The following is a 17705-nucleotide window of genomic DNA, read 5'->3' as shown; positions in this document are numbered from 1 at the left end:
AAATCAGTTTTGATTCAGTACCTCATATACTAATTCTCATCAATTTCGCGATAAATTGTTTCTACTTCCTCTTCACTGAATTTACCTTTTTTAATTATTCGATTAATTGATTGGGAAGAATCTCCCTCTTTAATAGCTTCAATAAGAAGCTCTTTAAATAATTCCTTTGTCAACTCTTGATGTTTCTGTTCAAATCTTTCTTGTACTATATCCATCCCTTCCAACACCTCCCATATTTTTTCTTGACCTTCAAGGCTTAGATATTTTTTCACAAGTACAAAAAGTGTCCCTGTTAACTTTGCATTTTCTGACGAATCCGCCATCTCCTGAATATCTCTTACAACATTTAACGCTTTATTTTCAATTTCCTCTTTTGTACTGTTAAATAGAGGACGATACAAAATTACCATCTTTTCTTCTTCAGTTAAATCAAAGTTTGGGTTTTGGCGAATCTTATCAACAATCTGTTCATAGTCATCTTCTTTCTTAACCTCATTTAAAAATAGTGGAAAAAAGTTATAACGGATCGCTCCGATATCAAAAACAGCGTTGACTACAGATCGTTTTATATGTGGTGCATAGATAACAACACTTTGAAATAAAAACTTTGAGATTTCTTTATTATCCTTATATTTATTATACAAATCCAGTACGTACCTAGCAAAACGGAATGAATCATGCTTTTTCACACGTGTTTGATACTCCACATGTAGAAGAGTATCATCCTCCAATAAGTACAAGGTATCAGCTTTATCATCCTTTTGTTTTTTTACATCTGGTTAATCGGTAGATAACACATTTTTAACTCTGGCAGTTTGAAGATCTAGAGCCTTTAACGGAAATTGACCAATCATCTTCTCTGCCATCAACCTCTGAACAATATCCATGTTATTAGGATGCACTTCATATCGTTCATTTCTCATAGTATCTTCTTCACCTATTAATGCATTGTTTCTCCTCTAATAAATCTAGACAAAAAAAGCACGATTATTTCATTATGAATAATCATGCTTCTTCATCTTATTTATTTTTCGCGTCCCCTAACAGATGGAACTGGAATCCTGCCTCTTGCCATGCATCACGGTTTAAGCAGTTTTTAGTGTCAAACACAATTTTATTTTCCGCGCTAATTGTTAACGGATTTAGTGTTTTAAATTCATTGTGATCCGTCAGCACCACAATAATATTAGCTTCCTTAGTCGCTTCTTCTAAACTTTGTGTCTGAGTTTCATGCTTGTTTTCTTTAATATGTGGATCATAAGAAACAACTTCTAAACCAAGATGTTGCAGTTGCTCAACCACTTCAATAGACGGACTTTCACGCATATCATCTACGTTTCCTTTAAATGCAAGCCCAAGTACAGCCACTTTGCCCCCTGCAATTTTGTTACGATTTAAGATACTTTGCGTTTTTTGTGCAGTAAATGCTGGCATACTATCATTCGTGTTACGAGACATATGAATAATTTGCGCCTTCTCTGCCCCAAGCTCCACTAAGAACCATGGATCAACCGCGATACAGTGCCCACCAACACCAGGTCCAGGGAAATGAACATTTACCCGTGGGTGGAAGTTCGCAAATTTAATCGCTTCCCAAATGTTCACATCTAACACTTCTGCCATTTTCGCTAACTCATTCGCAAAAGCAATATTTACGTCACGATATGTGTTCTCCATGACTTTAACCAATTCAGCAGTCGTCGCATCCGTTAAATGAATGTTCCCTTTTACAAATGTTTCATAAAGCTCTTTTGTTAATTCAGCAGACTTTTTGTTAATCCCACCAACAATTCGATCGTTATTCACTAACTCTTCAAAAATACGACCAGGAATAACGCGCTCTGGAGAATGTGAAACAAAAATGTCTGTCCCAATTTCAAGGCCTGTTTTCACTAACTCTGGAATCATAATGCGCTCAACTGTTTTTGGCGGCACTGTTGATTCAAGAATGACTAAGTTTCCTTTTTTCACGAAAGGCACAATTGATGCCGTTGCTTGTCGTACATATTCTAAGTTTGCTGTTTTATCAGGATTAATTGGTGAAGGAACGGCAACAATAAACACGTCTGCTTCTACCGGTGAAGTCGAAGCTGTCAAAAAGCCTTCATCGACAGCTTGATTCAAACGCTCCTGCAAGCCCGTTTCTTCAATGTGTAATTTTTTCTCTTGAATGCTTCGTACGGCTGCAGGATTCACATCAACCCCATGCACCTTCACACCGTGGTTTGCAAACATTACCGCTGTTGGCAATCCAATATATCCTAAACCAACAACACAAACTGTCTTTGTCATAATCTTCGTTACTTCCTTTCAACTTCGAGAACGAGTGTGTTTATATTCAATAAATCATTATATCATGTTCGAGCAGTTTCTATTTAAAATGCCCACATACTGCGAATTTATGCAATTCACAGCACACGCACACCTACTCGATCCTATATTCTAGCATTCTATTCTTATGTACGAATGCTTCTACAATCTCGCATTATAGTATACAACTTTCCCGCGATTCTGTGAAATGAAATCGTAAGATTGAAGTTTCCACTGATAGTTTTGTGCACTTAGACACTTGTCTTGTGCATTTGGCATCCGTTTTTGTGCACATACATTTCCTTTTGTGCACTTAGCACCGGATTTGGTGCACTTACATCTCTTTTTGTGCACTTAGCAACGGATTTAGTGCACTTACATCTCTTTTTGTGCACTTAGCAACGGATTTAGTGCACTTACATCTCTTTTTGTGCACTTAGCAACGGATTTGGTGCACTTACATCTCTTTTTGTGCACTTAGCAACGGATTTAGTGCACTTACATCTCTTTTTGTGCACTTAGCACTGTATTTTGTGCACTTGCACCGGATTTGGTGCGCTTATACCTTCTTTAGTGCGTTTAAACTTAATTCAAACCGACTTGTTTTAGTTGCACCAGTCCTATTAGTACTATTAGCCCGGATTATTCGCACTGCTTCGAATCGGTTTCTTAATCCTAAAAAACTCATTGCTTCTCTAGAGGTAATCGTCTTACTAATTAACATGTAATAATCCTTTAAAGCTTGAGTATGAGCATACATATAATTTTTTTGGCATTTTGGACAGCACCAAGTTCTTAACGTTCTCCTCATTGGAATGGTTCCACAGTTTGGACATTCTACCCCTCTAAGAATCATATCTTTACTAATTTCGTAATAATCACAAAGCGGAAAGGGTTCCCATGGTTTTAAATTATCCATTATTATTTTTCCTACATGGTTTGGATTAACAATATTTTTACCTCTAGGAAGGGACCAAATATATTGCAAGATTTCACGCCCCATTAACAAAGGGTATTTCTCCGGCGGCTGTTTGATAACCGCATTATTAAAAGGCCATATAATTGCACAATAGATCGGTATACGAATTCCTAAACTAGATAGCAAAGAATTAAGGCCGAATTGAAATTGCTCCACCTGTACTTCTGGGCTACCCAAATTTTCTTCAGATCCATCTTCTCTAATCCTTATAAGCTGTTTAGGGTTTCGATTAAAAGATACAACGCCCCTAATATTTTTCACTTCTAAAATCAAACACCAACTTGGAGAAATAATCAGTATATCAATCTGAGTTTGCATATTTGAAGTAAAAGATACATTGTGCAGTATTACCGTATTTTCAGGAAGCTTGTTCATTTCAAAGAGTGACAGTAAATATCGCTCACCATGTTCACCAGCCTCGTGTTTATTCAATTCCTCGACAATAAAAGAGAATTTTTCATTTCTAGGATTTAATCGCTTTTTAATGCAGTGAGACCTAGTGTGAAATGGCTTGACTCAAACGCTTTCAAAATCACTACTACATTCACCTTCCTCGTTTTTGCTATTAAATTATCAAACTCGGCCGCCCTTGTGAATGCGTTTTCAAAAACAGCCAAGTAAATGTAAAAAACCCACCGTCAAAAGTGAGTTTTAGTCGTTTTTCAATAGTATTAGAACGGACTCAGCCTGTTGCATATGAAGAGCAAGGATGTATTGGCTTGCTTGCAGGAGGATGCTTGCTTTTGTGTAGTTCATCATTTCTTTGGCAATGTCGGCATCGCGGATACGAGATTCGGCTGCTGTTAGGTTTTCGGCGGTATTCACTGTGTTGTTATATGCGTGCTCCATCCGATTTTGGTAGGCGCCTAACCGAGACCGTTCAGAAGACACTACCTTCAAAGCATTGTCCAGTTCCCCAATCGCTTTGTCTGCATTTTCTCTAGTCAAAATATCAGATGTACCAATACCGAGCCTTGCGCTATCAACACCACCAATGTAAATATCTATCGTTTGTCCCGCGTTGGCACCAACTTGGATTTTCAACGGGTTCGATTCATAATCCCCATTTAACAGCTTCTTAGTATTAAATTCGCTATCCGTAGCTGTTCGCGTAATCTCTTCCTTTAATTGCTGAAATTCAAGATGTAGTTGCACCCGATCCTCATCGGTCAAAGTATCATTGGCAGCTTGTACTGCTAATTCGCGCATTCGTTGGATCATTGCATGGGTTTCTCCAAGTGCGCCTTCTGCAGTTTGCACAAGGGAGATACCATCTTGAATATTTTTGGACGCCATATTAAGCCCTCGAATTTGCGCACGCATTTTTTCTGAAATCGCTAACCCAGCTGGATCATCTGCCGCGCTATTAATTCTGTACCCAGTAGAAATGCGCATTAATGTTTTATTTGCGGAATGCCAGTTGCGATTCATATTATTGACAATCGACAACCCTGTAGAAGACCATTGACCCAACATGTGAAAGCCCCCTCAACGTATTTAATAATTTTATCGGTACCCTTTACCAAATTTTACGTTTAATTTACCATTCTTTTGGAAACACTTGGATTACAGGAGGGAGAACAATGAAGAACTCAAAACGCTTGTCATTTTCAAAAGAGGATTGTATTTTAGGAATCATCGGCTCTGGTATTGTATTGATCATCATCCAACTCTTTGTTTATATCTGAACTGTAACTGTAACTCTCCCTTCCTCCCCTAAAAATTTAAGCACCTTCGATTATGGATTAAATCGAGGGTGCTTATTTTTTAATTCTATTCATGATGTCGATCCTCCGTTGTCATTCCCAAACTTGTTGTTTGATTCACCATTGTTATGCCCAATTCATTTTTGCCTTTTCATCAAGTAGTTGGTAGAATCTTTTTTCGTCACGCTGTTCTAAAGCATCATCAATGAGACGGTTAAGATTATCTTCTTCAAATTGACGAATCATTTTTTGTACTTCGGATAATTCCTCATCTTTCGGTAAGAGATTGACCGTTTCTTCATGTGTTGAGGCTTTATCCAAAATCGGTGATAAATGCTCGTGCACATTCGAAATCAGAAGTAACTGATACAATGGCATTCTAATAAAACGATTGCCGCGCTGGAAAACAAAAATTTCGGAAAGATTTTCAATTTGCTTCGTCTCCAAGTTGACAATCATCTCCTTGCCTTCCACCGGTACAAAATGGTACAGCTCATCATCTTTTACAATGGAAAAATACTGGTACGCAAACACTAAACGCAAATTTTTTCCGGTTACTTTCGTGTAAAAGGGTTTCATAAATTGCACTTGAATCATCCAATCCCCTCCTCTATGGAAGTTTTCTAAGAAACTTAAATGTTCAAGAAGTATATGATTCGCCGAGCTATTTCATTCCTAATTTTGTCTGAATTTTGAAATATCTCTTAACTTATTATACGTTTCCTTCTTCTTGTTAATGCTATATTCCCCATACTTTTCTTGTTTCAAACTTCTCGTTTTCCACTAAATTTAGCGATAATTGTTTTATTTTCGCATGCATTATGAAACCGCTATCAAAAAAATTTAAGTTTCTCTCTTTCGACGTCTTCTCCCCGGATTTAAAAAATACATCTGTGAAGTCGGCGAGGTGTGAATGGTTAAAGCATTTAAAATATTTAAAACGGCTTTCGGATCGTTATTCTTTAATGTAATATGTAATTTTCCTTTTTGAAAATCAAAAATTAACTTCTCATAGGTAAACCCATTGATTTCGATTTGTTCCATCTCTTCGTAAAAATTGCAAGATGCATATTGAATTTTTCGCCTCTGCATTGGATTTTCTAAAATTGTAAGCGTCCACTGAAATGCAGAGTAATTGTTAGTTTGTGGAATTGAAACTTCAAACATTACCAATTGACATTCCCCCATTTCAAATATTGTTGTAACTTACTATTTTTACTAATTATTGTAAATATTTTTCAATCCCTTTTCACTTTTCCCCTCGCTCCGACAAATTTCTTCACCTCATAACGAAGGGATTTGTAATTTAATGGTATAATTTAGCTAAATTTAGAATAAAAGCTACAAAAATGGGGGTTGAATAAATGCATTTTGGAAAACACTTGAGACAATACCGTGAAGAACTGAATATTACTCAGGGGGAAGCGGCATATCAACTTGGTTTAGTTCCCAATACATATTCCAATTACGAACGTTGCGAAAGACCGATTCCAATTGAGTTGCTTCCAAAAATAAAGGAAGTCTTTAACATCCCAGATGAACAGTTTTTGGACATGATTCTTAACCAATCACGCAATCGTAGGAAAATGCCCGTTGAAGAATTAGCCATGCAAACAAGAGAATTACGTGAACGTTATATGGTCAATTTTGGTGAATCTTATTTTGATTTAATTGCAAATTTGCCAGAACTTAGGCAACTGTTAGGGTTCCTCAATAGTTTAAATGCGAAAAGGCAGCGTTTATATTTAAATGCCATTAAGTCGATTTTAATGGTCTATGATGATTTACTTAAATAGAAGCCTCAAGATGTTACTTCTTTTAGTAGCATCTTTTTTGTTATTAATCCTTTTACTTATCATCCCTCACATTTCAAGTTATAATGGAGAGAAAGACTTTTTTAGCGGATATCCCGCAAACTTAAGGAGCGAAAAGAATGGCTTTATCAGTTTCATCCCTCGCACGTGACCATGAAATTTTTATTAAAGAACAAGTGGAGCAAATTGAGCGTGCCTTACATCCTTCTGTAACAGAAGATGAGGAATTGGTTCGCCGCGCATTATTTGCTGTTCGCAATAAATCCGTTATTATTGGGCGCTACATTCCTACAAACGGGATTTTATATACACAAGTGCAAGATGTTCGGCCTACTGAAGTGATCATTCATTTGAATAGCCAAATCATTGTTTGTAACTGCCCTCATGATGGGTGGTGCCGTCATAAGGTGAGCGTGATTATGTCATTATATCAATATTTAGATTCTGTTCAGGATTGGGCTGCGAAGTGGAGAGCGAAAAAAGGCGTGAACTTACATCTCCTAGCCTCTGAAAGAACACCTGAAAATTGGCAGGCAATGGTTGACGAAGTGATGTCACATCTTTTACCAACTGGACGTCAAATTGAACATTACATGATCTCTACAATTTATGAAAATGCCTATACAAAACTGAGGAAGCATCAACCTTTCGAACGGGAATGGCAACCCATCTATCATCTCTTTATGGAAATTGCCGTCCTCAGCAAACTTTGGGAACATATTTTCCAAACAAATGTCGGATTAAAACAAGAATACTTTGAATTTTTTATTGACCGACGTTTTGAAGGTATTCAAATTTACGTGAATGATTTAGCGGGAAAATCACGGTTATTTGCAACAGATCCATTTTTCGATGCCCTTCAAGTAATGGTTCGTGAACTTTTAGTGGAACGGAACACTTATTTTAATAGAAGGTTGAATATCTATTTATTATTTTGGGATTCCATCTTCATTGAAAGACGAAGAGCAGAAGAAGAGCAAGAAATCTTATCAAATCTGCAAAATGTAAGTGAAGATGTTCCATTACCTGATATCCTGAACATTTTTCATATCCTGCTTAAAAATTATGAAGAACTTCAAAGTAATTTAGATGTAATTAGCCCTGAGCATTTGGATGTCTACTTTGGCCTTGCGAAATTTTCATTATCAAAAAGAGATGATGTTGCAAGTGAGTTAATTTTAAAAGCCATTCTCCCTCATTTAAATGTATATATTAATCATTATTTAATGCCTTCCAAACGCCAACTGTCTGTTAAACGAATTCATTCATTATACGAGAATATTGATTTAACAGAACGCGAAGAAATACAACTTTACTCTGCTTTTGGTGTGCATGGAGTTCAACCTTATTCATCTTTCTTGTTAAAGAAACAACGCTATGAGGAGTGGGTTGCCCTACATCTTCTATACCCGTCTTCCATTTCTTATTTAGAAACGTGTGGGTTAAAAGAAGTACTCGAAAACGAACCAGCAGCAACCTTACCTTTATATCATTATTACGCCCTAGAAGAAGTGAATCAAAAATCACGTATGAATTATAAACAAGCAGTGCGTATTTGGAAGATGATGAAATCCGCCGCAAAAAAGAGCGGAAAAGTAAATTTTTGGGCAGACTATATCCATACTGTTCGAGAACAATTTAAACGTTTACGGGCATTGCAAGAAGAGTTAGAGAAAGGAAATTTACTTGCATGACAAACATTTCACCATTTATGAAAACCATTCATATAAAAGTGGAGGAGCAACAACCTGGATATTATTCCATAAAAGCAATCAATGAAGACGGCACCATTATCCCGACGATAATCTGGACTCCGAAAGTTTTTTATCGTTTTGAGCCAAACTTCTATGGGTTAAAGGCAAATGTAGTGGATTCTGAGTTGATAATGAGCATCTCGGAATTACTGGATCTTCTCTCCCCCCAGTTTCACCATCCCTTTATGAATTTGGTAGGGGCAGATTCCGATTCAGAATCACTTCTCAAAAATTCAAAAGCCATTGAATTGCTTTGGAATAGTGCCGCACTTTGGGATTATGCGTTGTTGGATGATGGATTATCATTTGAATTACCAAATCAGTTTGCAAATGACGCAACAGTTCAAAGTATTTTCGGAACACAAACTATCAATTTAGAACAATGCTCATCGCTTCTAACTACTGCCACAATTCAAAAGTTGGCAAATGCCGGACTATCTATAAATGATGTCCCTACCTTAATGCCATTTTTCAAAAATGGTGGCTGGCCTATGAATAAAGAACGATCGATTGGCAATATAAAAATCGCCTTACGTTTAAGTGAACCAGAAGAAACGAAATCAGAATGGCTTTTAGAAACGGTATTAAGTTCAAAAAATACGTCAAAACAATGGACGCCTGCTGTTCGAAAACGACATCTGCCGATTGAACGGGCACTCCCTGAAAAGTGGTTACCATTTGCAGAGGACATTTCCAACTTACAGCATCAAATGTTAGAACTTCTTGACCTAAGCAAATACAACGTTTCAGATGATTCCTTCTTGCATGTTTATTTAGAGGATGCCGATGTACGTAAACTGTTACGCGATGATTTTGCAAAGCTTGGTGCATTAGGGTTTGAAGTGATCTTACCGGCATGGTTGAAAGAATTAAGACAAACGAAAATGCGCGTTCGAGTTAGTGCTAATACTCAAACACAGCGTTCTGTTGCTGGACTAGACGATATTTTATCCTTCAAATGGCAGCTTTCCGTTAATGGCGAGGACATTTCTTCGGAAGAGTTTCGAAAAATTGTTGATGAAAAACGCGAATTTATCCGTATTGGCAACGAATGGTTCCGAATGGATGCGGAGTGGATGAACGAAATTCGCGAGCTCATGAACAAAGCAGAAGAAGAGAATTGGACAGTACGCGAACTACTATTCCGTGAATTGCCTGAAGAACTGACGGCTCCTTTAGAAATGGATGAAGAAGATGCAGAACGGGATGACCCTTTATTTGCATTTGAAATGCAGCACTCTTTGAAAAATTATATTGATCAACTTCAACATAAAAAAGGATTGCCGGAAGTTCCACTACCTACTGGACTACAAGCAGAGTTACGACCTTACCAACAAGAAGGGTTTGAATGGCTTGTTTTTATGCGTGACCAACAGTTTGGAGCTGTGCTAGCAGATGATATGGGACTTGGGAAAACCGTTCAATTAATTAGTTACTTATTGCATACAGTAGAAGGTCTTAGTGAAGAACATCCAACTTTAATTATTTGTCCAACTTCCGTTTTAGGAAACTGGCAAAAAGAATTAGCTCGGTTTGCCCCTTCATTGAAAGTATATACGCATTATAGTTCCTCTCGCCTAAAAGATGAGGATTTCAAAAATTATCTAGAAAACGAACAACCTAACGTTGTGCTCACAACTTATGGAACAATTTCACAAGATATTGAATTCTTACAAAATATTGATTGGTCTACGGTTGCTCTTGATGAAGCACAAAATATTAAAAATATGCAAACGCTGCAATCACGGGCGATTAGAAAATTACATGGAAAACATCATATCGCCTTAACTGGTACACCAATCGAAAATCGCCTTTCTGAATTATGGGCTATTTTTGACTTTATTCATAAAGGGTACTTAGGAAGCTTTGGCAAATTCCAAGAACAGTTTATCTTGCCGATTGAACGAGATGAATCGGAACGTCATAAACAAATTTTACGTACAAAAATTCGTCCATTCTTGTTGCGTCGTACAAAAAATGACCCTGATTTAATGCTAAACTTACCAGATAAACAAGAGACAAAAGAGTTTTGTGCCTTAACTAGTGAACAAGCAGCACTATATGAAGGTTATATTGAAGATACAATGGCTCAACTTGATTCAATGTCTGCATTTGAGAAAAAGGGACGCATCCTACAAATGCTGAGCAAATTAAAACAGCTATGTAATCATCCTGCCCTGTATTTAAAAGAACCTTTTGATGATGCGAAAACGTTTCTAAATCGTTCAGTTAAGTTAAAACGAATTGTACAACTGGCTGTAGACATTGTTGAGAACGGTGAACAATGCTTAATTTTCACCCAATATATTGGAATGGGTCATCTGTTACAGCATTGTTTATCCGAACTATATGATATTGACGTACCTTTTTTAACGGGAAGTATGCCAAAACACCAACGTGACCGGTTAGTGGATGGCTTCCAAGCGGGGGAATTCCCGATATTCTTGCTTTCTTTAAAAGCGGGAGGCACTGGATTAAATTTAACTGCTGCAAATCATGTATTACATGCCGATCGTTGGTGGAATCCAGCTGTTGAAAACCAAGCAACTGACCGAGCGTATCGCATCGGGCAAACCCAATTTGTTCAGGTGCATAAATTTATTACGATTGGGACGATTGAAGAAAAAATCGATAAGATGATTGAGTTAAAATCTGCTTTATCAGAAGAGTTGATTCAATCTAGTACATGGTTAACAGAGCTTCAAGAAGAGGAATTAATGGATTTATTACTGTTAGATACAACATCAATTGGAAACTAACTTTATGGAAAGAGTCGAGTAGGTAGTAGTTACTCGACTCTTTTTATCTCGTTATCCTTTTTCACTTTTATTCCAATATTCAGTTGTAAGTTTCTCTACGTTTCTTTCGTATAGATGGCAAAAGTATGTAGAGTTAGGAGAAATGGGAACCACTACTGTGCGGTCAGCAGCAGAGGTTTAACTATCACCTCCTCTACATTTTGATTTATAACAAGGAGAATCGTTACTGACAACTTACTTTTTTTTACCTTCAACAACTTTCACAACTTCTTCCACAATGCTTTGTAAGTTATGGTACTGGTAATGCTTCCTCTTTTTCAGGAAGAACAAAGTGTTGTGCAATATCTTTAGATGCGGAGAGTTTTGTATCTTGCGGAGACTTCAGTGCATAAAATCGGACATCATCGACTACAACTTCTGTAGTATAGACTTTCGTATCATCCTTCGTTATATACGATCTCGATTGTAGACGGCCGTTTACTCCAATCAAAGATCCTTTTCCGCAATATTGTACAATCCGTTCTGCAAGCTTTCCCCACGCTATGCAAGGCACGAAATCTGCATCAATAATGCCCTGGTTATTACGAAAGTTTCTATTGATTGCAATGACAAAACTAGTTTGGTTACGTGTTTCAGAGAATGATTTAAGCGTTGGGTCCCTTGTGATTCTACCGACTAGTCCGACTTGATTCATGTTGTTCACCTCCTTTCGACTATATCCTAACTTAAGATGAACTTTTTGGCAAAAACCGGAAAATCAGTTTTGACCCAATTTTCGTTTTGAAAAAATATTTTTCAACATATGTATTTTTTATGAAAAACTAGTGAAATGTAGATAGGAGAAGGGTTTATCCGTGTTTTTTGAATATGTCCAATTTATAATTTTCGCAATTTTTCTATGATATACTAAAATTAACGAAATCTACAGGGGGTACGTGAATGAAGACTTTTAAAATGCTCTCTTTTGACCTTGTGAATGAGGGGGGGAAGCTACGGATACCTATTATCGACGGGATTATTATCAATCAAGAAAATAGCCATAAATCATGGATATTAGAATTATTTACTTCGAAAAAACATCTGCCCACGTTTGAAAAATATAAGTCCTCTGGTGAAGTTTTAGATGTGAACGCCGTTATATCCTTTCCAGAAAATGAACCCGCTCCATTTAAAGTCATTGTTTATTCAATTAAGGAAATTGGCGAGCAAATTTCCGTCTTACTAAAAGGTACAATCAAAACACAACGAAGCAAATATGCGGAACAATTGTTGAAGCTTTTGTTAGAAGAAAATTTATCAAAAGACGAATTATTAGAACGATTTAAAAAGGGTATGCGCGAACGTCCACGGTTGAAGGAATCATAAAAATTTCTTTTAAAGGGGCGTATCGTGCTATTATTGACCCGATTTTGTCTATTATCCACCCGCGCGCCTTATGAAAAAAGATCGCCTCACTTAATGAGACGATCTTTCGTATTTTATTTATTCATCTTTTTGATCACGGTCTTGTACATCTTTGTTATCTTCAATGATATCTTCTTGGTTGTCATTTAAGATACGTTCATCGTTGTTTTCAACCATGCCGGAATTACCATTTTGTCCTGCACCGTTGCTATTTTGGGTACCGTCTTGATCTACGCCTTGGTCAGTTCCGTAGCCATTGTCATTGGCACCGTTATTGTTACCTGTACCATTTGTGCCGTTATTTACACCGTTCCCATTGTTCGTATCGTTATCCAGCATGTCATCTACACCTTGCTGTACATCGTTCACGCCTTCATTGATGCCTTCACCGACATCCTCTGCCGCATCTTCTCCTGCGTTGTTATTACATCCTACGAGCAATGCTGATGCAAGTACAAATGCAAAGACTGGTTTTTTCCACATAAAAAGTTCCCTCCTTTCAAAATTTGCACTCCATCACATATGTAATGTGACTAGTTATAGAGTACCCGAGGAAGGAGGGAACTATCCGAAATTTAAACGTGTCTATTTTAAATAATCTTTAAAAAATTGACAGCGTTATTTATTTAACTGCTCTTTTAAAAGTTGTTCAACATACGTGGCTTCTGCTTTACAACCATATGTGTAGCTTGTACCAAGTTGTTTTTGCATTTTTTCGATGGAATCGATTTGCTTTTTAGTCGGCTTTTCACTTAGAATTTTTGCGATTGTTTCGTCAATTTTCTTTGCAATCTCCTCATGAAACTCTTGACTAACCAATACTTCTTGAGGAACTTTGTCGAACCAAGCAGCGTTTTCAGTAAAATACTTTTGCCAGCTTGTTACAAAATCGTCCATTGAGAATTTATCTTCATCCCATCCAATGCTTGCCAAGTATGACTCAAAAGACGTTGAGATGGATCGAGTGATGCTGATCTTGACGCCTGAAGACAACTGTTTATACATCTATTTAAAACCTCCTACGTTTAAAAAGCCAAACAATACGTATACTCGTACGTATAAATAAAGTCAACCATATCATTTTATATCCTTCACTATTAAAATGCAAATTCACGGACATTTGACGAAATCTTCTTATAGCATTCATACCCATTGAAAACGGGATATTATACTAGGAAAATTCATTTATTTTAGTGAAGGAACTTTTTTCTTACTTCGGTTGAACTGGTCCAATTGCAAATAGAATATCGGTTTCACAAACTAGTTCGCCTTCAACTGTCGCAATTGCATGTCCTTTACCCATTGCACCGCGTAATTTTACAAATTCGACTTCTAATTTTAATTGGTCGCCAGGAATAACTTGTCGTTTAATACGGCAGTTGTCAATCCCCGTTAAAAAAACTATACGGCCTTTATATTCTTCAGATTTCAGTAGAGCAACTCCCCCTACTTGTGCTAAAGCTTCAATAATTAAAACTCCTGGCATTACAGGGTATCCTGGAAAATGACCATTAAAGAATTCTTCATTGATAGTTACGTTTTTAATTCCTACCGCGCGCTTTCCTTCTTCTATTTCTACAACACGGTCCACTAATAAAAATGGATAGCGGTGCGGCAAAATTTCTTGAATTTGTTCAGCAGTTAACATGTTCTTACCCCCCAAAAAGTTATGTAAGCTTTATTCTTTTCCATTTATGATATCTAATATATGTTGCCATGTTCCCCATTTTAGAGCATCAAGCGGATTTCCTTCTCCAATGACCCCATAACCAATCATTACACCAAAGCAAATTGCAAGGAATAATAAAATAAAAACAATAAGTAATCTTAACCAAATCGGAAAAAGTCGGAAGCTGTACCAACGAACTGGTCTTTCCGAAAATCTTGCAGTTCGTTTTTCCTTTTCTTCTTGAGGAACATTCGGCTTTGTCGAGTTACTTTTTAAGTTAGTCATTGGCCGTTCTCCCTTTAAAACGTACTTTTGTAATACATTAGCGCTTATTATTTGAAATAGAGGGTATACTTATCTACGGGTTATTTATCGAATCCCGTTAATTAACCCTAACATTTGGTCTGCGATCGTAATTGCACGAGAACTAAATTGGTATGAGCGTTGTGCATTAATTAGGTCTGTCATTTCTTTAGAAATATCGACATTTGACATCTCAAGTTTCCCATTTGCAATACCGATTTCTGTGCGTAAACCACCTTGTAAATTCGTATAAAGATCTGCCTCATTTAAGCCTAATTCATCAAGATTCGTTGGTACAGCTATATACGTACCTGATAATCTTTCCATCGTTTGAGGTTTTTCAACTTGTGTAACCGCTAATTCAAAGCCTTGTGTTGTACCATCTGGATAATTTACTAATAACGTTCCATCCTCTAGTAAATTAAAGTTTTTCACATTTTCGGCAAAAGTGATTGCGTTTCCAGTTGAATCTGCAACAGCATAGCCATCATGATTAACAAGCATCACTTGTCCATTGTTAACAGGTGTTACATAAAAGTCACCTTGACGAGAATAAACTGTGCGTTGGCCATTTTCTCCGTCTGGCATAATAATGTTGAAATATTGATTTTCTTTCGTAAAAGCAAGGTCTAAATCACGATCTGTATTTTGTAAACTTCCTTGCTTTGTATTTATTTGAATTTGCGCAACTTGAGCACCTACACCGTAACGAATTCCAACAGGTGATTGACGAACTGTAGGATCCATTTGGTCGTTTTCAAATTGTTGGTATAAAAGTTCTGAAAAACGGGCTTCTTTCGCCTTATAGCCTGTTGTATTGCTGTTAGAAATATTGTTACTGATTGTATCAATTTGTTGTTGTAATTGACCTAATGTATTTGTCGCTGTGATCATTGTACGGATCATGTTTTATTCTCCTTTCCAACTACACTTTTCCGATTTCATTTACTGCTTTATCCATGCTCTTATCGTATGCTTGTAACACTTTTTGATTTGCTTCAAAAGCACGATATGCCGTAAGTAACTCTGTCATCGATTGAGCAGAATCCACATTGGAACCTTCTAAAAAGCTTTGTTGTAGTGCAAAGGTTACGCCATCTTGTCCATAAGCAGATGGTAAAACTTCACCGTCAATCGAACGGAATAATCCATTATCTTGTTTTAAAAGAACATCAGGATTTGCTGAGAAAGAAACGCCTAATGTTGCCACTTGCTGACCATCCACTAAAATGCGCCCATCTTGAGAAAGTTGGAAATCTTCATTTTGTAATTGAATACGCTCTCCTTCATCTGAAAGCACGTATAAACCTTGAGGATTAACTAAATATCCTTGGCCGTCAATCGTGAAGTTTCCGTTACGAGTATATGCTTCTCCACCTTCAGGATGCTCAAGACGGAAAAAGATTGTACCTGCTTGACCAGATTCTTCATCTATTGGCATTGCCCCGTTAATTAAAGCAAAGTCTGTTGTAAGATTTGTTTCCATAAGCGTACCTTGCATATAGTTTGCTAGTGTTTCTTGTAAATATACGCCAGTGTTAATCGCACCGATTTCACCCGTTTTTAATGTACTAATGCCCTGTTCAGTCGGGATATTTGTTACACCTCTTGCGGAAAGTAGCATATCAGGAAATGAACGTATTGTTGATTGGTCTGCCTTATACCCAGGTGTATTTGCATTTGCCATATTATTTGTTAATACTTCTGTTTTTCTTTGTTGCGCAATCATGCCTGAAGCAACTGTGTAAAACCCTTTAAACAACTAAATTCACCTCTTTTTATTATTGTATAGTAATAAGTTTACAAAACTATTTCAATAAAATATCGATATGTTTAAATTCTTGAACCAGGAGAACGATCAATATTATCTAACATTAAACCTGTCCCAATTGCTACACAATCGATTGGATTATCTGCTACAAAAACTGGTACTTTAAGTTCTTGGATTAATAGTTGGTCCATTCCGTGTAGAAGCGCACCGCCTCCCGTAATACACACGCCACGATCAATAATGTCGGCTGATAATTCAGGTGGTGTTTTTTCTAGCACGTTTTTCGCTGATTGAACAATTAATGAAACGGATTCATGAAGAGCTTTTTCTATTTCTGAAGAATGAATTGTTACTGTTCTTGGTAAACCAGTTACCATGTCACGACCACGAATATCCATTGATTCGTCTCGTGCCCCTGGGTAAACCGTACCAATATTAATTTTAATCGCTTCAGCAGTACGTTCACCAATTAGTAATTTGTACTCTTTTTTTATGTATTGCAAGATGTCATTATCGAAAACGTCTCCTGCTACTTTGATGGATTCACTTGTTACAATATCGCCCATTGATAGGACAGCAATATCCGTCGTACCTCCACCGATATCGACGACCATGTTTCCACTTGGTTGGAAAATATCCATTCCTGCACCGATTGCAGCAACTTTTGGTTCTTCCTCTAAGTAAACTTTTTTCCCACCTGATTTTTCGGCTGCTTCACGAATTGCTTTTTGCTCCACGCTTGTAATGTTTGTTGGACAGCAAATTAGAATGCGTGGTTTTGAGAAAAATCCTTTTAAATCGAGCTTATTTAAGAAATGTTTTAACATTGCTTCTGTCACGTCGAAGTCAGCAATAACCCCATCTTTAAGTGGGCGAATCGCAACGATATTTCCTGGTGTACGACCTACCATTTGGCGCGCTTCTTCCCCAACAGCAAGTACTTTGTTTGAGTTTTTATCTATTGCTACGACGGAAGGCTCATTTAAAACGATTCCCTTACCTTTAACATAAATTAGGACGTTTGCCGTTCCTAGGTCGATCCCAATATCTTTTGAAAACATATGTATATTTCTCCTTCCCGCCAATTCCAACATGGTTCACGTTCAAATAGTTATCTTAATCTAGACTATTTTATCATATTCGAGTAGTAATTACATCTTTAATTTCAATGCTGTTACAGTTGTATTACAAATTTCTAAAAACTAAAGAATGCGGTGAAATTGTGCCTGTACCCGG

General features: G+C 37.0%; 19 protein-coding genes. 4 read left to right on the top strand and 15 right to left on the bottom strand.

Going from position 1 to position 17705, the window contains the following annotated elements; all coding sequences use genetic code 11:
* Positions 1-29: 29 nt before the first annotated feature.
* The 7 genes from CRO00_RS00615 to CRO00_RS00590 all read right to left on the bottom strand — a co-directional run bounded on the left by CRO00_RS00615 (position 30) and on the right by CRO00_RS00590 (position 6168).
* Positions 30-707 carry an RpnC/YadD family protein gene (locus tag CRO00_RS00615; RefSeq protein WP_097071715.1) on the bottom strand — a complete coding sequence of 226 codons (678 nt, stop codon included), beginning with the start codon at positions 705-707 and terminating at the stop codon, positions 30-32.
* Between the two features lie 72 nt (positions 708-779).
* Positions 780-923 carry a hypothetical protein gene (locus tag CRO00_RS20040; RefSeq protein ID WP_161946574.1) on the bottom strand — a complete coding sequence of 48 codons (144 nt, stop codon included), beginning with the start codon at positions 921-923 and terminating at the stop codon, positions 780-782.
* 97 nt (positions 924-1020) lie between these two features.
* Entirely contained in the window at positions 1021-2292 is a 1272-nt protein-coding gene (locus tag CRO00_RS00610) for a nucleotide sugar dehydrogenase (protein WP_097071714.1), read from the bottom strand.
* Positions 2293-2869: 577 nt separating this feature from the next.
* Positions 2870-3721: a nuclease-related domain-containing protein gene (locus CRO00_RS00605; RefSeq protein ID WP_097071713.1), complete on the bottom strand. Its 852-nt coding sequence runs from the start codon at positions 3719-3721 to the stop codon at positions 2870-2872.
* Between the two features lie 219 nt (positions 3722-3940).
* Positions 3941-4765 (bottom strand): flagellin N-terminal helical domain-containing protein, encoded by an 825-nt coding sequence (locus tag CRO00_RS00600; RefSeq protein WP_097071712.1) that lies wholly within the window; start codon positions 4763-4765, stop codon positions 3941-3943.
* 356 nt (positions 4766-5121) lie between these two features.
* A complete protein-coding gene (locus CRO00_RS00595; RefSeq protein ID WP_097071711.1) occupies positions 5122-5592 on the bottom strand; it encodes an IDEAL domain-containing protein in 471 nt (156 codons plus the stop codon).
* Between the two features lie 246 nt (positions 5593-5838).
* Positions 5839-6168: a hypothetical protein gene (locus tag CRO00_RS00590; RefSeq protein ID WP_097071710.1), complete on the bottom strand. Its 330-nt coding sequence runs from the start codon at positions 6166-6168 to the stop codon at positions 5839-5841.
* Between the two features lie 191 nt (positions 6169-6359).
* Between CRO00_RS00590 and CRO00_RS00585 the strand changes: the two genes are divergently transcribed.
* The 3 genes from CRO00_RS00585 (at position 6360) to CRO00_RS00575 (ending at position 11322) form a co-directional block, all read left to right on the top strand.
* On the top strand, positions 6360-6791 hold the full coding sequence (locus CRO00_RS00585; RefSeq protein ID WP_097071709.1) for a helix-turn-helix domain-containing protein: 432 nt from the start codon (positions 6360-6362) through the stop codon (positions 6789-6791).
* Between the two features lie 137 nt (positions 6792-6928).
* Positions 6929-8503, top strand: a complete 1575-nt coding sequence (locus CRO00_RS00580; RefSeq protein WP_097071708.1) for a hypothetical protein — start codon at positions 6929-6931, stop codon at positions 8501-8503.
* Positions 8500-11322 (top strand): DEAD/DEAH box helicase, encoded by a 2823-nt coding sequence (locus CRO00_RS00575; protein WP_097071707.1) that lies wholly within the window; start codon positions 8500-8502, stop codon positions 11320-11322. The genes CRO00_RS00580 and CRO00_RS00575 overlap by 4 nt, the downstream gene beginning before the upstream one ends.
* Before the next feature lie 289 nt (positions 11323-11611).
* Here the strand turns inward: CRO00_RS00575 and CRO00_RS00570 are convergent, their stop codons facing one another.
* Positions 11612-12016: a single-stranded DNA-binding protein gene (locus CRO00_RS00570; RefSeq protein ID WP_097071706.1), complete on the bottom strand. Its 405-nt coding sequence runs from the start codon at positions 12014-12016 to the stop codon at positions 11612-11614.
* Positions 12017-12261: 245 nt separating this feature from the next.
* Here CRO00_RS00570 and CRO00_RS00565 point away from each other — a divergent pair, with 245 nt between their 5' ends.
* Positions 12262-12687: a YwpF family protein gene (locus CRO00_RS00565; protein WP_097071705.1), complete on the top strand. Its 426-nt coding sequence runs from the start codon at positions 12262-12264 to the stop codon at positions 12685-12687.
* Positions 12688-12804: 117 nt separating this feature from the next.
* Here the strand turns inward: CRO00_RS00565 and CRO00_RS00560 are convergent, their stop codons facing one another.
* The 7 genes from CRO00_RS00560 to mreB all read right to left on the bottom strand — a co-directional run bounded on the left by CRO00_RS00560 (position 12805) and on the right by mreB (position 17530).
* Positions 12805-13209 carry a hypothetical protein gene (locus tag CRO00_RS00560; protein WP_097071704.1) on the bottom strand — a complete coding sequence of 135 codons (405 nt, stop codon included), beginning with the start codon at positions 13207-13209 and terminating at the stop codon, positions 12805-12807.
* A 135-nt stretch (positions 13210-13344) separates the two neighbouring features.
* Positions 13345-13731: a hypothetical protein gene (locus CRO00_RS00555; RefSeq protein WP_097071703.1), complete on the bottom strand. Its 387-nt coding sequence runs from the start codon at positions 13729-13731 to the stop codon at positions 13345-13347.
* A gap of 205 nt (positions 13732-13936) precedes the next feature.
* On the bottom strand, positions 13937-14374 hold the full coding sequence (fabZ, locus tag CRO00_RS00550) for a 3-hydroxyacyl-ACP dehydratase FabZ (RefSeq protein ID WP_097071702.1): 438 nt from the start codon (positions 14372-14374) through the stop codon (positions 13937-13939).
* A 30-nt stretch (positions 14375-14404) separates the two neighbouring features.
* Positions 14405-14680: a DNA-directed RNA polymerase subunit beta gene (locus CRO00_RS00545; RefSeq protein ID WP_097071701.1), complete on the bottom strand. Its 276-nt coding sequence runs from the start codon at positions 14678-14680 to the stop codon at positions 14405-14407.
* Between the two features lie 84 nt (positions 14681-14764).
* On the bottom strand, positions 14765-15604 hold the full coding sequence (locus CRO00_RS00540; protein WP_097071700.1) for a flagellar hook-basal body protein: 840 nt from the start codon (positions 15602-15604) through the stop codon (positions 14765-14767).
* Positions 15605-15623: 19 nt separating this feature from the next.
* Positions 15624-16460 carry a flagellar hook-basal body protein gene (locus CRO00_RS00535; protein ID WP_097071699.1) on the bottom strand — a complete coding sequence of 279 codons (837 nt, stop codon included), beginning with the start codon at positions 16458-16460 and terminating at the stop codon, positions 15624-15626.
* Positions 16461-16531: 71 nt separating this feature from the next.
* Positions 16532-17530 carry a rod shape-determining protein gene (mreB, locus tag CRO00_RS00530; RefSeq protein WP_097071698.1) on the bottom strand — a complete coding sequence of 333 codons (999 nt, stop codon included), beginning with the start codon at positions 17528-17530 and terminating at the stop codon, positions 16532-16534.
* Between the last annotated feature and the right edge of the window lie 175 nt (positions 17531-17705).

This window comes from Ureibacillus xyleni (assembly GCF_900217795.1).
GTDB classification, from domain to species: domain Bacteria; phylum Bacillota; class Bacilli; order Bacillales_A; family Planococcaceae; genus Ureibacillus; species Ureibacillus xyleni.
This window is presented reverse-complemented; position numbering and strand designations above follow the sequence as displayed.

Coding starts and splice junctions, on each gene's coding strand:
- CRO00_RS20040 (WP_161946574.1), bottom strand. CDS start 923: ATGAGAAATGAACGATATGAAGTGCATCCTAATAACATGGATATTGTT.
- CRO00_RS00565 (WP_097071705.1), top strand. CDS start 12,262: ATGAAGACTTTTAAAATGCTCTCTTTTGACCTTGTGAATGAGGGGGGG.
- CRO00_RS00600 (WP_097071712.1), bottom strand. CDS start 4,765: ATGTTGGGTCAATGGTCTTCTACAGGGTTGTCGATTGTCAATAATATG.
- CRO00_RS00585 (WP_097071709.1), top strand. CDS start 6,360: ATGCATTTTGGAAAACACTTGAGACAATACCGTGAAGAACTGAATATT.
- CRO00_RS00555 (WP_097071703.1), bottom strand. CDS start 13,731: ATGTATAAACAGTTGTCTTCAGGCGTCAAGATCAGCATCACTCGATCC.
- CRO00_RS00610 (WP_097071714.1), bottom strand. CDS start 2,292: ATGACAAAGACAGTTTGTGTTGTTGGTTTAGGATATATTGGATTGCCA.
- mreB (WP_097071698.1), bottom strand. CDS start 17,530: ATGTTTTCAAAAGATATTGGGATCGACCTAGGAACGGCAAACGTCCTA.
- CRO00_RS00545 (WP_097071701.1), bottom strand. CDS start 14,680: ATGACTAACTTAAAAAGTAACTCGACAAAGCCGAATGTTCCTCAAGAA.
- CRO00_RS00570 (WP_097071706.1), bottom strand. CDS start 12,016: ATGAATCAAGTCGGACTAGTCGGTAGAATCACAAGGGACCCAACGCTT.
- fabZ (WP_097071702.1), bottom strand. CDS start 14,374: ATGTTAACTGCTGAACAAATTCAAGAAATTTTGCCGCACCGCTATCCA.
- CRO00_RS00595 (WP_097071711.1), bottom strand. CDS start 5,592: ATGATTCAAGTGCAATTTATGAAACCCTTTTACACGAAAGTAACCGGA.
- CRO00_RS00540 (WP_097071700.1), bottom strand. CDS start 15,604: ATGATCCGTACAATGATCACAGCGACAAATACATTAGGTCAATTACAA.
- CRO00_RS00575 (WP_097071707.1), top strand. CDS start 8,500: ATGACAAACATTTCACCATTTATGAAAACCATTCATATAAAAGTGGAG.
- CRO00_RS00580 (WP_097071708.1), top strand. CDS start 6,929: ATGGCTTTATCAGTTTCATCCCTCGCACGTGACCATGAAATTTTTATT.
- CRO00_RS00560 (WP_097071704.1), bottom strand. CDS start 13,209: ATGTGGAAAAAACCAGTCTTTGCATTTGTACTTGCATCAGCATTGCTC.